This is a genomic window from Streptomyces sp. NPDC031064 (genome assembly GCF_055570965.1).
This window is the reverse complement of the sequence record NZ_JBVIGF010000009.1, coordinates 48690-61745: the sequence shown is the minus strand read 5'-3', so window position 1 is coordinate 61745 and position 13056 is coordinate 48690. Positions and strand designations below refer to the sequence as shown.

Annotated in this window: 11 protein-coding genes; 10 read left to right on the top strand and 1 reads right to left on the bottom strand. The window is 71.8% G+C overall.

What is annotated here, in order from left to right; genetic code table 11:
• The first annotated feature begins 39 nt into the window (after nucleotides 1-39).
• The 3 genes from ACZ46W_RS28985 (at nucleotide 40) to ACZ46W_RS28975 (ending at nucleotide 3837) form a co-directional block, all read left to right on the top strand.
• The gene (locus tag ACZ46W_RS28985; protein WP_468343614.1) at nucleotides 40-1260 is read left to right on the top strand and encodes an NADP-dependent isocitrate dehydrogenase; all 1221 of its coding nucleotides are present in this window, start codon (nucleotides 40-42) and stop codon (nucleotides 1258-1260) included.
• A gap of 395 nt (nucleotides 1261-1655) precedes the next feature.
• The gene (locus ACZ46W_RS28980; RefSeq protein WP_468343611.1) at nucleotides 1656-2696 is read left to right on the top strand and encodes an XRE family transcriptional regulator; all 1041 of its coding nucleotides are present in this window, start codon (nucleotides 1656-1658) and stop codon (nucleotides 2694-2696) included.
• Nucleotides 2697-2847: 151 nt separating this feature from the next.
• Complete coding sequence (locus tag ACZ46W_RS28975) at nucleotides 2848-3837, top strand: malate dehydrogenase (protein ID WP_468343608.1); 990 nt, start codon at nucleotides 2848-2850, stop codon at nucleotides 3835-3837.
• A 28-nt stretch (nucleotides 3838-3865) separates the two neighbouring features.
• Here ACZ46W_RS28975 and ACZ46W_RS28970 read toward each other — a convergent pair whose 3' ends face one another.
• Nucleotides 3866-5083 carry an acyltransferase family protein gene (locus ACZ46W_RS28970; RefSeq protein ID WP_468343605.1) on the bottom strand — a complete coding sequence of 406 codons (1218 nt, stop codon included), beginning with the start codon at nucleotides 5081-5083 and terminating at the stop codon, nucleotides 3866-3868.
• Between the two features lie 106 nt (nucleotides 5084-5189).
• On the opposite strand from ACZ46W_RS28970, the gene ACZ46W_RS28965 reads away from it, so the two are divergent.
• From ACZ46W_RS28965 to ACZ46W_RS28935, 7 genes are all read left to right on the top strand, one after another.
• Entirely contained in the window at nucleotides 5190-5444 is a 255-nt protein-coding gene (locus ACZ46W_RS28965; RefSeq protein WP_126886202.1) for a helix-turn-helix transcriptional regulator, read from the top strand.
• The gene (locus ACZ46W_RS28960; protein ID WP_468343602.1) at nucleotides 5441-5974 is read left to right on the top strand and encodes a hypothetical protein; all 534 of its coding nucleotides are present in this window, start codon (nucleotides 5441-5443) and stop codon (nucleotides 5972-5974) included. Before ACZ46W_RS28965 ends, ACZ46W_RS28960 begins: the two co-directional genes overlap by 4 nt.
• A gap of 135 nt (nucleotides 5975-6109) precedes the next feature.
• On the top strand, nucleotides 6110-7594 hold the full coding sequence (locus ACZ46W_RS28955; protein WP_468343599.1) for an aldehyde dehydrogenase family protein: 1485 nt from the start codon (nucleotides 6110-6112) through the stop codon (nucleotides 7592-7594).
• Between the two features lie 19 nt (nucleotides 7595-7613).
• A complete protein-coding gene (locus ACZ46W_RS28950; protein WP_468343596.1) occupies nucleotides 7614-9143 on the top strand; it encodes a GMC family oxidoreductase in 1530 nt (509 codons plus the stop codon).
• Nucleotides 9140-10201, top strand: coding sequence for a quaternary amine ABC transporter ATP-binding protein (locus ACZ46W_RS28945; protein ID WP_468343593.1), 1062 nt, complete (start codon nucleotides 9140-9142; stop codon nucleotides 10199-10201). The genes ACZ46W_RS28950 and ACZ46W_RS28945 overlap by 4 nt, the downstream gene beginning before the upstream one ends.
• A complete protein-coding gene (locus ACZ46W_RS28940; RefSeq protein ID WP_468343590.1) occupies nucleotides 10198-12096 on the top strand; it encodes an ABC transporter permease subunit in 1899 nt (632 codons plus the stop codon). Before ACZ46W_RS28945 ends, ACZ46W_RS28940 begins: the two co-directional genes overlap by 4 nt.
• 2 nt (nucleotides 12097-12098) lie before the next feature.
• Nucleotides 12099-13055, top strand: coding sequence for an ABC transporter substrate-binding protein (locus ACZ46W_RS28935; protein WP_468343587.1), 957 nt, complete (start codon nucleotides 12099-12101; stop codon nucleotides 13053-13055).
• Nucleotide 13056: the final 1 nt, after the last annotated feature.

The following is a 13056-nucleotide window of genomic DNA, read 5'->3' as shown; positions in this document are numbered from 1 at the left end:
GAGACATGTCGTCGTCGCGCGAGAGGGACGTACCGCCTCATGTCCAAGATCAAGGTAGCCAACCCCGTCGTCGAGCTCGACGGCGACGAGATGACCCGCATCGTCTGGCAGTTCATCAGGGACCGGCTGGTCCTGCCGTACCTCGATGCCGACCTGAAGTACTTCGACCTGGGCATCCAGAACCGCGACGCCACGCGCGACCGGGTGACCGTCGAGGCCGCCGAAGCCATCAGGGAGCACGGCGTCGGCGTCAAGTGCGCCACGATCACGCCGGACGAGGCGCGCGTCGAGGAGTTCGCTCTCAAGGCGATGTACCGCTCGCCGAACGCCACCATCCGCACCCTCCTCGGCGGCGTGCTCTTCCGCGAGCCGATCATCATGAGCAACGTGCCACGGCTGGTCCCCGGCTGGACCCGGCCGATCGTCATCGGCCGCCACGCCTTCGGCGACCAGTACCGCGCCACCGACCTCAAGGTCCCCGGCCCCGGCACGCTCACCATGACCTTCACGCCGAAGGACGGCTCCGACCCGGTCGAGCTGGAGGTGTACGACTTCCCGGGCGCGGGCGTCGCGCTGTCGATGTACAACCTCGACGAGTCGATCCGCGACTTCGCCCGCGCGTCCTTCCGCTACGGCCTCGCCCGTGGCTACCCGGTCTACCTGTCCACGAAGAACACGGTCCTGAAGAAGTACGACGGGCGCTTCAAGGACGTCTTCCAGGAGGTCTTCGACGCCGAGTTCAAGGCACGCTTCGACGCCGCGGGCCTGACCTACGAGCACCGGCTCATCGACGACATGGTCGCCTCGGCCCTGAAGTGGGAGGGCGGCTACGTCTGGGCGTGCAAGAACTACGACGGCGACGTCCAGGCCGACGCCGTCGCCCGGGGATTCGGCTCGCCCGGCCTGATGACCTCCGTCCTGATGTCCCCCGACGGCGGGACCGTCGTCGCGGAGGCCGCGCACGGCACGGTCACCCGCCACTACCGCCGCCACCAGCAGGGCCGGTCGACCTCGACGAACCCGGTCGCCTCCGTCTTCGCCTGGACCCGGGGCCTGGCCCACCGGGGCGCGCTGGACGGCACTCCGGAGGTGACGCGGTTCGCGCAGACCCTGGAGCAGGTCTGCGTGGAGACGGTCGAGGGCGGCCAGATGACCGAGGACCTGGCCCGGCTCATCTCCCCGGAGCACCCGTGGCTGACCACGGAGCAGTTCCTGGACGTCCTCGACACCGGCCTCCAGAAGCGGATGCTCTCGATGTGAGCCCCCGGACGTGTGCTCCGGGTGTGAGCCGCGTCATGCGGGTCGCGGCGCCCATCCTCTCCCCCGAGCAGGACGGGCGCCGTGACCTGCATAAGAGCGTCATGCACGCGCCAAGCTCGATCAAGGTATGTCCGGGGCCTGTGGCACGGAGGTGACCATTCCGGCATGGTGTGATCGACCCGCAACGGATGCGAAACTGGGGCGGCACTCAGGACAAGGGCGCGTAAGGGGGCACGCCCATGTTCCGGATGCGCCCGTGCGCCCCCGCTTCAGGAACTGTCATCCTGGCTCCGCGCATCCCTCTCGGTGGACACCTTGGTGAGCTCCGGGAGGCGTCAGGGGGGACGCAGCGCGGGGAGCACATCAGGCACGTATCGGGGGACAAGGGGGAGGCAATGCCTCGTTGGAAGGCGCTACCGGAGGAACTCGACCCGCAGGTCAAGGAGTTCGCGAGTCAGTTGCGCCGGCTGGTCGACCGCAGCGGGCTCAGCATCGCGGCGGTCTCGGACCGCACCGGTTACAGCAAGACGTCGTGGGAGCGCTATCTGAACGGGCGCCTCCTCGCGCCCAAGGGGGCGATCGTCGCGCTGGCCGAGGTCACCGGCACCAACCCGGTGCACCTCACGACCATGTGGGAGCTCGCGGAGCGCGCCTGGAGCCGCGCCGAGATGCGCCACGACATGACGATGGAGGCCATACGGATCTCCCAGGCGCGCGCCGCGCTCGGTGAGTTCGGCGGCACCGCCGGCCCCGGCGCGGACGGCTCCTCGCAGGTGAAGGCGGCCCCGGGCCCCGACCGGGGCGCCCACCGCGCGCCGGCCGGCCGCCCGTCCGTCATACCGCCCGACGGCGGCCCCAACGGCCCGGCCCGCCGCGGCCCGGCCGCCCCGCCCGCCGCGGCCGCGCCGGCGCGCGCACAGGCCCGGGGCGGGGGCAGGAACAAGGCGACCCTGTTCCTCGCCGGCGTCGTCGGCGCCCTGCTGGTGATAGCCGCGGCCGTCCTGCTGACCGACCTCGGCGGTGGCGGCGACGAACCCGCGAAGAACGTCGCCCAGTCGCCGTCGGCCACGCCCAGCACCAGCGCCTCCAAGTCGCTGCCCGCCGGGGTGAAGTGCAGCGGCGACGACTGCACCGGCCAGGACCCCGAGGCCATGGGCTGCGGCGGCCAGTACGCCACGACGACCGGCTCCGCGACGGTCGGCACGACGAAGGTCGAGGTCCGCTACAGCGAGACGTGCGGTGCGGCCTGGGCCCGTATCACCCAGGCGGTGGCCGGGGACAAGGTCACGATCAGCGCGGGCGGCGAGACCCAGAACGGCGCGGTGAAGATCGACAAGGACGCGTACACGCTGATGGTCGCGGCGGCCGACGGCGCCGAGCCGAAGGCCTGCGCCACGCTGGCGAACGGCACGAAGGGCTGCACGGGGGAGCAGTGAGCCGAGACACAAGGGGGCGGGGGTTGAGGGGGGTCCGGGTCGGATAGCCTGACCGCTGGATATCTCTTCACGTCGAGACACCGATCGATCAGGAAGGATGTCCAGCACCAGGGGCACGGCCCCACCGCCAGTCTGTCTTACGGAGATCGCCATGACCCGCACTCCCGTGAATGTCACCGTGACCGGCGCGGCCGGCCAGATCGGTTACGCGCTGCTCTTCCGCATCGCCTCCGGCCACCTGCTCGGCGCGGACGTGCCGGTCAAACTGCGCCTCCTGGAGATCCCGCAGGGCCTCAAGGCCGCCGAGGGCACCGCCATGGAGCTCGACGACTGCGCCTTCCCGCTGCTGCGCGGCATCGAGATCACCGACGACCCGAACGTGGCCTTCGACGGCGCGAACGTCGCCCTCCTCGTCGGCGCCCGCCCCCGCACGAAGGGCATGGAGCGCGGCGACCTCCTGGAGGCCAACGGCGGCATCTTCAAGCCGCAGGGCAAGGCCATCAACGACCACGCCGCGGACGACATCAAGGTGCTGGTCGTCGGCAACCCGGCCAACACCAACGCGCTCATCGCGCAGGCCGCCGCCCCGGACGTACCGGCCGAGCGCTTCACCGCGATGACCCGCCTGGACCACAACCGCGCGCTGTCGCAGCTCGCGAAGAAGGCCGGCTGCCAGGTCTCCGACATCAAGAAGCTGACGATCTGGGGCAACCACTCCGCCACCCAGTACCCGGACATCTTCCACGCGGAGATCGCCGGCAAGAACGCCGCCGAGGTCGTCAACGACGAGGCGTGGCTGGCCGACGAGTTCATCCCGACCGTCGCCAAGCGCGGCGCGGCCATCATCGAGGCCCGTGGCGCCTCCTCGGCCGCCTCCGCCGCGAACGCCGCGATCGACCACGTCCACACGTGGGTCAACGGCACCGCCGAGGGCGACTGGACCTCGATGGCCATCCCGTCCGACGGCTCCTACGGCGTCCCGGAGGGTCTGATCTCCTCCTTCCCGGTCACCTGCAAGGACGGCAAGTACGAGATCGTCCAGGGCCTGGCCGTCAACGAGTTCTCGCGCACGCGCATCGACGCCTCGGTGCAGGAGCTCGTCGAGGAGCGCGACGCGGTTCGCGGCCTGGGCCTGATCTGAGCCTGATCGCTCCGTATGCGTACGGACTTCACCGCCCCCGGTAGCTCTCCCGCTGCCGGGGGCGCGGTGTTTCCGCGTCGGCCCCCGGACCCAGGTAGGGGCGGCGCAGCCGCAGGAAGGGCAGTTCGATGGCGTGGTACGTCACGAACGACACCGCGACCGTCAGCGGCAGGGCCACCAGCAGCGTGACCAGGAAGGCGCACCACACGGGCGGCAGCCCGCCGGGGAACCACCGGTACCCGTACTCGCCGATCACCGTCAGCACCATGAAGTGCGTCAGGTAGACGGAGAAGCTGACCTCCCCGAGCCTGGCCACGGCCCGCGAGAGCCACCCGCCGGTCCCCCGTCCGGCTCCCCATCCCGTCCCCCGTCCGGCCCCGGGCCCGGTCCCGCGCGCCGCCCCGCCGCCGGCCCCCGCGACGTACACCGCCACCACCAGCGCCCACACCGCACCCTCCGCGCCGCTCCAGGCCAGCTTCAGCGGGCTGTCGGAGACGAATCCGTGGGCCTGGTTGAAGGACCAGAGCAGGCCCAGCGCCAGGGCCGCCGCGACCGGCGGCAGCCACCGCGCCCGCAGCCGGCCGGGGTGGTGGACGTACACCCAGGCGGCCAGCATGCCGAGCAGGAACTGGTCGATCCGCCCGGCCAGGCCCAGGTACAGCGACGCCGTGTGCGGTTCGGCCGCCGGGCTGCTCAGCCACACCAGCGCGCGCAGCAGTGACACCGCCGCCAGCAGTCGCAGCAGGGCGCCGGGCCCGCGCTCGCCGAGGAGCCGGACCAGGAGCGGGAAGACCAGGTAGAACTGCATCTCCACGCACAGCGTCCAGAAGACGCCCCCGTACGGCTGGGTCGGCGTCGCGAACGTCAGGACGCGCACCAGGTCCTGGAACGTGGGCAGCGAGACCTGCGTGGCCAGGCCGAGGACGGCGACGACCAGGTAGAGCGGGTAGATGCGCAGCAGCCGGTTGGTGAGGAAGCGGCCGTAGCGGATGGGCCTGCCGTACGCGCCGACGGTGAAGATGAAGCCGGACAGGACCATGAACAGGGCCACGCCCGTGTGGCCCTCGAAAACGAGCGTGGCGGCCGGGTTGGCCGAGTAGAGCCAGTCCGTCGCGGGGACGAAGCGGCGGCCCTCGATGCGCGCGCTGAGCAACTGGCACCCGTGGTAGAGGACGACGAGCACGGCGGCGACGGCCCGCAGGTGGTCGACGGGGGCGAGGTAGACGCGGTCGTCGCTGCTGCGCATGGACGCACCCTAGGTCGGCCCGGGGGCCGGGGCAGGGAGCGACGCCGGGACCGGTCATCCATTCGGATCATTGCGAAAGTGCTAACGAATGTAGTACTTCTTATACATGAGCGAGCAGGTACACAACAGGCTGGCCGTGGTGAGGGCGGAGCGGAAGGTGTCGCGCCAGGCACTGGCCGACGCCCTGGGCGTCCACTACCAGACCATCGGCTACATCGAGCGGGGGCAGTACAACCCGAGCCTCGACCTGGCGCTGAAGGCCGCCAGGTACTTCGGGCTTCCGGTGGAGGCGCTGTTCTCCCTGGAGCCGTTCCAGCCGCTCACCGACGAGATCTACGGGGCACACGGGAGGAAGCAGTGACCATCACCGCGACGCGCAACGACCGGCGCATGTACATGATCATGAACCAGGACGCCGGGACCGCCATGTACGCGACCGCCGCACGGCGGCGCCTGGTCGTCGGGGCGCACATCGCCCTGACCGCCGCATCGGTGGCCGCCTGGCTCGGCGCCGTGCACGGGGTCTCCGTCTGGTGCGCGTTCGCGATACTCGCCCTGCTGGCGCCCTGGTGCCTGGCGATGGGCGTCATCAACGGCTCCACCCGCGGGCTGCTCCAGTTGCGCGGCCACATGCTGGACGAGCGCCAGCTCGTCGAGCGGGACCGGGTCCGGGCCGTCGCGCACCGGATCACCGTCGGGCTGCTCTTCGCCGGGGCGGCCGGAACGGGGCTCGCCACCTGGCTCGGCGAGCTCCGCTTCGACGGCGCGTGGCTGTTCCCGGCGCTCTTCGCGCTGCTGGTCACGCACTGGCTGCTGCCCTCGTGGGTGGCCTGCCTGCGGGTGCAGGACGACGCCCCCGACGAGGTGGAGGAAGCCCTGCGGGGCAACTGAGCGCAACCGCCCGGCTACCCGCGCCGGGAGTGAGCAAACCCACTTTCGCGCATGCTTTCCGTCCCTGAGGGCAGGGACCCCGGTCGCCGACCACCGTCGGTGACGAAATGATCGGGAACGGAAGGCAAACGCGACGTGTCGGACCAACAGACCATCCACGTGGGCGGAGAGTGGCGAGCAGCGGCCACCGGCGCCACGCGCGAGATCCTCGACCCCGCCGACGCCACGACCCTCGCGGTCGTCGCGGAAGGCGGGGCCGAGGACACCGACGCCGCGATCGCCGCCGCCCGCACCGCGTTCGACCAGGGCCCCTGGCCCCGCACGCCGGTCGCCGAGCGGGCCGCGCTGCTGCGCCGCGTGGCCGACCTGCTCCAGCGCGACCGCGAGCAGCTCGGCCTGCTGGAGAGCCGCGACGCCGGCAAGACCCTCGAAGAGGGCCGCGTCGACGTCGACTGCGTCACCGACGCCTTCCGCTACTTCGCCGACCTCGTGGTGAACGAGAGCGGCGGCCGGGTCGTCGACGCCGGATCGCCCGACATCCACAGCGTCGTCGTCCACGAACCCGTCGGCGTCTGCGCGCTGATCACACCGTGGAACTACCCGCTCCTCCAGGCGAGCTGGAAGATCGCCCCGGCGCTGGCCGCGGGCAACACCTTCGTGATCAAGCCGAGCGAGATCACCCCGCTCACCACCGTCGCCCTCATCCGGCTCCTCGCCGAGGCCGGTCTCCCGGCCGGCGTCGCCAACCTCGTCACCGGCCCCGGCGACCCCGTCGGCGCCCGCATGTCCGAACACCCCGACGTGGACCTGGTGTCCTTCACCGGCGGACTCGTCAGCGGTACGAAGGTGATGCGCGCCGCCGCCGACAGCGTCAAGAAGGTCGCCCTCGAACTGGGCGGCAAGAACCCCAACGTCGTCTTCGCCGACGCCTGCGCCACCGACGAGGGCTTCGACACCGCCGTCGACCAGGCCCTCAACGCCGCGTTCATCCACAGCGGCCAGGTCTGCTCCGCCGGCTCCCGGCTCATCGTCGAGGAGTCGCTGCGCGAGCGGTTCGTCGCCGAACTCGCCCACCGCGCCGAGAAGATCCGCATCGGCCGGGGCACCGACAAGGGCGTCGAGTGCGGCCCCCTCGTCTCCGCCCAGCAGCTCGCCCGCACCGAGGAGTACGTCGCCTCCGCCCTCGCCGAAGGCGCCGTCCTCCGGGCCGGCGGCGAACGGCCGCAGGGCCCCGGCTTCTTCTACCGCCCCACCGTCCTCGACCGCTGCCACCGCGGGATGCGCGTCGTCCGCGAAGAGGTCTTCGGCCCTGTCCTCACCGTCGAGACCTTCCGCACCGAGGACGAGGCCGTCACCCTCGCCAACGACACCGAGTACGGGCTCGCCGGCGGCGTCTGGTCCGCCGACCCCGGCCGCGCCCGCCGCGTCGCCGGGCGGCTCCGCCACGGCACCGTCTGGATCAACGACTTCCACCCCTACCTGCCGCAGGCGGAGTGGGGCGGCTTCGGCAAGAGCGGCATCGGCCGCGAACTGGGCCCGGCCGGGCTCGCCGAATACCGCGAGACCAAGCACGTCTACCAGAACCTCGCCCCGCGCCCCGTGCGCTGGTTCGCGGGCTGAGCAGGGAAACGAACGCACCATGAACGAGCACACCACGTACGACTACGTCATCGTCGGCGGCGGCACCGCCGGCAGCGTCATCGCCCACCGCCTCACCGCGAACCCCGACGTCACCGTCGCGGTCATCGAAGGCGGCCCGTCCGACGTCGACCGCCCCGACGTCCTGACGCTGCGCCGCTGGATGGGCCTGCTCGGCGGCGACCTCGACTACGACTACCCCACCACCGAACAGCCGCGCGGCAACTCCCACATCCGGCACAGCCGCGCCCGCGTGCTGGGCGGCTGCTCGTCGCACAACACGCTCATCTCCTTCAAACCCCTGCCGTCCGACTGGGACGAGTGGGAGGAGGCCGGGGCGGAGGGCTGGAACGCCGCCGCCATGGACCCGTACTTCGACAAGCTCCTCAACAACATCGTCTCGGTCGACGAGAAGGACCGGAACGCCATCGCCCGCGACTTCGTCGACGCCGCCCAAGCCGCGCTCGGCGTCCCGCGCGTCGAGGGCTTCAACAAGAAGCCGTTCCACGAGGGCGTCGGGTTCTTCGACCTCGCCTACCACCCGGAGAACAACAAGCGTTCCTCGGCGTCGGTCGCCTACCTCCACCCGATCATGGACGAGCGCCCGAACCTCCATCTGATGCTGGAGACCTGGGCGTACAGGCTGGAGCTGGACGGCACCCGCGCCACCGGCGTCCACGTCCGTGCCAAGGACGGCACCGAGCAGCTCGTCACCGCCCGGCGCGAAGTCCTCGTCTGCGCGGGCGCCGTGGACACCCCCCGGCTGCTGCTGCACTCCGGCATCGGCCCGGCCAAGGACCTCGAAGAGCTCGGCATCCCGGTCGTCCACGACCTGCCGGGCGTCGGCGAGAACCTGCTCGACCACCCCGAGTCGGTCATCGTCTGGGAGACCGACGGGCCCATTCCGGAGAACTCCGCCATGGACAGTGACGCGGGCCTCTTCGTGCGCCGCGACCCCGAGTCCAAGGGCCCGGACCTGATGTTCCACTTCTACCAGATACCGTTCACCGACAACCCGGAGCGGCTGGGCTACCAACGCCCCGCCCACGGCGTGTCGATGACCCCGAACATCCCCAAGCCGCGCAGCCGCGGCCGCCTCTACCTCACCAGCGCCGACCCCGAGGTCAAGCCCGCCCTCGACTTCCGGTACTTCACCGACGAGGACGACTACGACGGCCGCACCCTCGTCGACGGCATCCGCATCGCCCGCGAGATCGCCAAGACCGAGCCGCTCGCCGGCTGGCTCAAGCGCGAGGTCTGCCCCGGCCCCGAGGTCACCGGCGACGAGGAGCTGAGCGAGTACGCCCGCAAGGTCGCCCACACCGTCTACCACCCCGCCGGCACCTGCCGCATGGGCGCCGTGGACGACGAACAGGCCGTCGTCGGACCCGACCTGAGGATCCGTGGGCTCGACGGCATCCGCATCGCCGACGCGTCCGTCTTCCCGACCATGCCCGCCGTCAACCCGATGATCGGGGTGCTGATGGTCGGCGAAAAAGCAGCCGAACTCCTGGGAGGTGGTGCCCGATGAGTACGACCCCGGTCGACACGACACCCGTCTTCTCCGTCGAGAACCTGTGGAAGGTCTTCGGCCCCAAGGCCGACCGCGTACCCGGCTCCCCCGAGCTGGCCGCCCTCCCCACCGCCGAACTGCGCGAACGCACCGGCTGCACCGCCGCCGTCCGGGACGTCTCCTTCGACGTCCGCAAGGGCGAGGTGTTCGTCGTCATGGGCCTGTCCGGCTCCGGCAAGTCCACCCTCGTGCGCTGCCTGACCCGGCTCATCGAGCCGACCTCCGGCACCGTCGCCATCGACGGCGAGGACATCCTGTCCATGGACAAGTCCCGGCTGCGCGAACTGCGCCGCCACCGGGCCGCCATGGTCTTCCAGCACTTCGGGCTGCTGCCGCACCGCTCGGTCGTCGACAACGTCGCCTACGGCCTCGAGATCCAGGGCATGAGCCGCGCCGAACGGCGCGCCAAGGCCGCCGAGGTCGTCGCCAAGGTGGGCCTGGAGGGCATGGAGGACCGCAAGCCGGGCCAGCTCTCCGGCGGCCAGCAGCAGCGCGTGGGCCTCGCCCGCGCCCTCGCCGTCGACCCCGAAGTGCTGCTGTTCGACGAGCCGTTCAGCGCCCTCGACCCGCTGATCCGGCGCGACATGCAGGAGGAGGTCATCCGGCTCCACCGCGAGGAGGGCCGCACGATGATCTTCATCACCCATGACCTCAACGAGGCGCTGCGCCTGGGTGACCGCATCGCGCTGATGCGCGACGGCCGGATCGTCCAGCTCGGCACGCCCGAGGAGATCGTCGGCTCGCCCGCCGACGACTACGTACGCGACTTCGTGCGGGACGTGCCGCGCGAGCAGGTGATGACCGTGCGCACCGCCATGCGCCCGCCGTGCGACGGCGACGCAGACTCCGGTCCGGCCGTCGCGCCCGGCGCGACCGTGTCCGAGGCCATCGAGGCGGTCGCCCGCAGCGGCGGCCCGGTACGGGTCGTCGACTCCGGCCGCTGCGTGGGCGTCGTGGACCACGAGGGCCTGCTGTCGGTCGTTGCCGGTGTCCCCGCCGGGAAGGCGGCGGCATGACCGCAGCCGTCACCGCCCCCGCCCGGCCCCGCCTGCCGGCCGCCGCCCTGCGCCGCTACTGGCCGCTGGCCGCCGCCCTCGTCCTCCTGCCGCTCGGCTTCCTCCTCGCCGGCGGCGGCAGTTGGCCCGCCGCCCTCTCCGTCGACCTGTCCGGGCCGCTCGGCACCGCCAGCGACTGGATCGTCGACAACCGCGACAGCCACCCGCTGTTCCTGTACTTCTTCGGGCACGTCAGCAACGCCGTCGTCCTGTCCGTGCGCGCCGTCTACCTGGTGCTCCTCGCCGCCGGCTGGGCCGGCGTCACCGCCGTGGCCGGCATCGTCGCCTGGCGCGTCGCGGGCCTCCGGCTCGGGCTGACCACCGTCGCCGCGTTCGCCGTGTGCGGGCTGCTCGGCATGTGGGTGCCCACCATGCAGACCCTGGCCCTCATGGTCGTCGCGGTGGCCGCGTCCGTCGTGCTGGGCGCGCTGCTCGGCCTCGGCGCCGGGCTGTCGGACCGTACGTACCGGGCGCTGCGCCCCGTCCTCGACACCATGCAGGTGCTGCCCGCCTTCGCGTACCTGCTCCCCGTCGTGCTGGTCTTCGGCATCGGCGTCCCCGCCGCCGTCCTCGCGACCGTCGTCTACGCCGCCCCGCCCATGGCGCGCCTCACCGCGCTCGGCCTGCGTGGCGCCGACCCCGGCGTGCTGGAGGCCTCCGCCTCGCTCGGCGCCACCGGCAAGCAGCGGCTGCTGACCGCCCGCCTGCCGCTGGCCCGCAAGGAACTGCTCCTCGGCGTCAACCAGTCGATCATGATGGCCCTGTCGATGGCGGTCATCGCGTCCGTCATCGGCGCGGGCGGCCTCGGCGACCGGGTCTACCAGGCGCTCGCCTCCGTCGACGTGGGCGCCGCCCTCGCCGCCGGCATCCCGATCGTGCTGCTCGCGGTCGTGCTGGACCGCACCGCCACCGGCGCGCGTGCGGTACGCGGCCGGGACTGGGCGGCCTGCGGCGTGGCCGTGGTGGCCGCCGCGGTGACCGGCCGGCTGGCCGGCGGGCTCACCTGGCCCCAGGCGTGGCACGTCGACATCGCCGAGCCGGTCAACCGCGCCGTCGACTGGATGACCGCCCACCTCTACTCGGGCGTCCCCGTCATCGGCGGCACCGCCGACTGGGCGGCCCACTTCACCGGGTGGGTCCTCGACCCCGTACGCGACGGGCTCCAGGCGCTGCCCTGGTGGTCGCTGCTGCTGGTGGTCGGCGTGCTCGCGCTGCTCGTCGGTACGTGGCGCACCGCGCTGACGGCCGTCGCCGCGATGGGCGCCATCGGTGTCCTGGGCGTGTGGGACGCGTCGCTCGACACCCTCTCCCAGGTGCTGGCCGCCGTCGCGGTCACGCTGGTGCTCGGCTTCGCCATCGCGGTGGCGGCGGCGCGCAGCGCGCGCGTGGAGCGCTGCCTGCGCCCGGTCCTGGACGTCTTCCAGACCATGCCGCAGTTCGTGTACCTGATCCCGGTGGTCGCGCTGTTCGGCGTGGGCCGCGCCCCGGCGGTCGCCGCCGCCGTGGTGTACGCCCTGCCCGCCGTCGTCCGCATCACCACCCAGGGCCTGCGCGGCGTCGACCCCGTCGCGCTGGAGTCCGCCCGCTCGCTGGGCGCCACCGGCTGGCAGCAACTGCGCCAGGTGCAGCTCCCGCTCGCCCGCCCGGCGCTGCTGCTGGCCGTCAACCAGGCGGTCGTCCTCGTCCTCGCCGTCGTCATCATCGGCGGCCTGGTCGGCGGTGGCGCGCTCGGCTACGACGTGGTGTTCGGCCTCGCCCAGGGCGACCTGGCGACCGGCCTGGTCGCGGGCGCCGCGATCGTCTGCCTGGGCCTGATGCTCGACCGGGTCACCCAGCCGACCGGAAAGGAGGCCTGAGCATGCGCAAGCGCATCATGGCCCCCCTGATCGCCGCCGTGACCCTGCTGCCCCTGGCCGGCTGCGGCGCGGCCGACATGACCAAGCAGGCGTCCCCGTACGCCGCCGCCCAGGGCTCCAGGACGGTCACCCTGTCCGTCCAGTCCTGGGTGGGCGCGCAGGCCAACGTGGCCGTGGCGAAGTACCTGCTCGAACACGAACTGGGCTACCGCGTCGACACCGTCCAGGTCGACGAGATCCCCGCCTGGGACGCCCTCAGCCAGGGCCGGGTGGACGCCCTCCTGGAGGACTGGGGCCACCCGGAGCAGGAGCAGCGGTACGTCAACGACAAGAAGACCATCGCGCGCGGCGGGGACCTGGGCGTGACCGGCCACATCGGCTGGTTCGTCCCCACCTACTTCGCCAAGGCGCACCCGGACGTCACCGACTGGAAGAACCTCAACAAGTACGCCGACCAGCTCCGCACGGCCGAGAGCGGCGGCAAGGGCCAGCTCCTGGACGGCTCCCCGTCGTACGTGACGAACGACAAGGCGCTGGTGAAGAACCTGGGCCTGGACTACAAGGTCGTCTTCGCGGGCTCCGAGGCGGCTCAGATCACCCAGATCAAGCAGTTCGCCAAGGAGAAGAAGCCCTTCCTGACGTACTGGTACAAGCCCCAGTGGCTCTTCGAGAAGGTCCCGATGACGGAGGTGAAGCTCCCCGCCTACAAGGAGGGCTGCGACGCCGACCCGAAGAAGGTCGCCTGCGCCTACCCGCACACCCCGCTCCAGAAGTTCCTCAACGCCGACTTCGCCGAGAAGGGCGGCAAGGCGGCCGCCTTCCTGAAGAACTTCCGCTGGACGACGGAGGCCCAGAACGACGTGTCCCTGATGATCGCCGAACAGAAGCTGTCGCCCGAGGAGGCGGCCGAGAAGTGGGTCAAGGCCAACGAGGCGACGTGGCGGGCCTGGATGCCGTAGC

Bases quoted from the DNA above. Each gene is read 5' to 3' on its own strand.
- ACZ46W_RS28945 (WP_468343593.1), top strand. From the start codon at position 9,140: ATGAGTACGACCCCGGTCGACACGACACCCGTCTTCTCCGTCGAGAAC.
- ACZ46W_RS28980 (WP_468343611.1), top strand. From the start codon at position 1,656: ATGCCTCGTTGGAAGGCGCTACCGGAGGAACTCGACCCGCAGGTCAAG.
- ACZ46W_RS28975 (WP_468343608.1), top strand. From the start codon at position 2,848: ATGACCCGCACTCCCGTGAATGTCACCGTGACCGGCGCGGCCGGCCAG.
- ACZ46W_RS28965 (WP_126886202.1), top strand. From the start codon at position 5,190: ATGAGCGAGCAGGTACACAACAGGCTGGCCGTGGTGAGGGCGGAGCGG.
- ACZ46W_RS28970 (WP_468343605.1), bottom strand. From the start codon at position 5,083: ATGCGCAGCAGCGACGACCGCGTCTACCTCGCCCCCGTCGACCACCTG.
- ACZ46W_RS28935 (WP_468343587.1), top strand. From the start codon at position 12,099: ATGCGCAAGCGCATCATGGCCCCCCTGATCGCCGCCGTGACCCTGCTG.
- ACZ46W_RS28985 (WP_468343614.1), top strand. From the start codon at position 40: ATGTCCAAGATCAAGGTAGCCAACCCCGTCGTCGAGCTCGACGGCGAC.
- ACZ46W_RS28940 (WP_468343590.1), top strand. From the start codon at position 10,198: ATGACCGCAGCCGTCACCGCCCCCGCCCGGCCCCGCCTGCCGGCCGCC.
- ACZ46W_RS28950 (WP_468343596.1), top strand. From the start codon at position 7,614: ATGAACGAGCACACCACGTACGACTACGTCATCGTCGGCGGCGGCACC.